Below are 1,572 nucleotides of genomic sequence, written 5' to 3' on the forward strand. Positions count from 1 at the left end.
CGCTGTCGCTAGTATCGCCAAACACAATCGTTAAGGCATCAGTTGCAAGCACATGAGCGGAAAAGCCAGCAGAAACGCCTCTTTCGCCGTCCTTCATTGCTGCTACCTCATAGTCTCCATCGGTCTGCTTCACAACAAACGCCTGTAAATTTTGGTAGCCATCAGTTCCTGGACTTTTTGTTCCGGTCAGAAAAACGATCTGATCACCGCAAACTTCGCTACTGATAATTTCGTAGTAAGTGGTCTGCTCCTTAAACCACTCTGCAGATTCCTGCAAAATCGGCTGATCAGATGTGGTACTCGAGGACTTGTCGGAGGTGCCATTTGGGGCTCCGGCGGAGCAACCAACCAAAGCGATCACCATGAGCAGCGCCAAATAAAGCGCCATGTAACTATTCTTTTTCATAAGCGATCTCCTTCAAAATGCGGGTTTCCACTGGGCAAGTTTGAAGAACATTTTTCATTGAATAGCCAGATGACCTACCCACTGAAATGGTGCTTCATTTCATTCGCAGGCAGAGTGCCAATTATGGACATAGACTTCGTTACACAGTTTTTCAATGGCCTCATAATTATGGAAGGTCGTTAAAATGATTTCGCCTTCCACTTGCCGTGTTATAATGTCATTCTCCATTCATTACTTGGGACTTCCTATCCATCAATTGCAGCGGGATTGTCAATCTTGAAAGAAATATCTTGAATTTGTTGACTCATTGTCATGTAGAGTTCTGTTTCTTCTGGATTACTGGGGTCATACTGCACATCGCTATGTTTTTCGAGAATATAAGTTGCATCGGCAGTGGAAAAGAGATAGATGCATGGTGTGGGAGACCATTCATATAGTTCTTCCGGCGTCAATGGTTGCTTATCAGATTGTGCTATACCAATCCAGAACAGATAGCCCAAACCAGACATCTCGCCGTTTCCATCATGGATGTCCTTAACATACACAGCGCAGCCTGTTCCATCCTCGTTCAGTTCGATGCCGTACTTTCCTTCCCATTCATTTGGCAGTACAACGGTTAGGCCTATTTTTTCAAGAGCAATTGTTTCTTCTTCAATCGGAACTTCTACAATGGTTTCCTTCGCAAAGGCCACCGCGCCCGCTGTAAAACTGCATACCATCAATGCAATGACTGCCGCTATTGCCGTAAAGCGTTTGAAGCCCTTTTGGCGGTGCTGTCTGGCATAATTGGGAATGTGCTCCGCCTGCTGCACTAACTGATCATCTATGTTTCCAATGTGTTTGGAAAGTTGTTCCTTTTTCATACTTCAATTCCCTCGCTTTCTAAATATTTTCGTAATTTTAACCTCATTTCATACAGAATAGATTTTACCTTGCTCTGACTAAAACCTGTTTTTTCACAGATAGACTCAATGGAATCGAAATACCAATAGCGTCGTATAAAGATATTTCGTTTTTCATACCCCTGTTCCCAAAGAAAGGTGTCAATTGTACTTTCGATATGCTTACTTTCAATCTCGCTCTCAATACTAAACCTACCAGATACACAATCCCCTAATTCGTCTAATGAAATAATAGCAGAGGGATTGCGCTTCGCAGCAGACAGG

Annotated in this window: 1 protein-coding gene and 2 pseudogenes; all 3 read right to left on the reverse strand. The window is 43.4% G+C overall.

The features are described from left to right. A pseudogene (locus B5F88_RS19445) lies at positions 1 to 406 on the reverse strand (hypothetical protein); the annotation flags it as partial. Positions 407 to 651: 245 nt separating this feature from the next. Further along, a complete protein-coding gene (locus B5F88_RS19450; RefSeq protein ID WP_087937049.1) occupies positions 652 to 1,269 on the reverse strand; it encodes a hypothetical protein in 618 nt (205 codons plus the stop codon). Next, positions 1,266 to 1,572, reverse strand: a pseudogene (locus B5F88_RS19455) (sigma-70 family RNA polymerase sigma factor); the annotation flags it as partial. The gene B5F88_RS19450 and the pseudogene B5F88_RS19455, both read right to left, overlap by 4 nt.

The sequence above is a fragment of the Flavonifractor sp. An306 genome (assembly GCF_002159455.1).
Taxonomy (GTDB): Bacteria; Bacillota; Clostridia; order Oscillospirales; family Oscillospiraceae; genus Flavonifractor.

Coding starts and splice junctions, on each gene's coding strand:
- B5F88_RS19450 (WP_087937049.1), bottom strand. CDS start 1,269: ATGAAAAAGGAACAACTTTCCAAACACATTGGAAACATAGATGATCAG.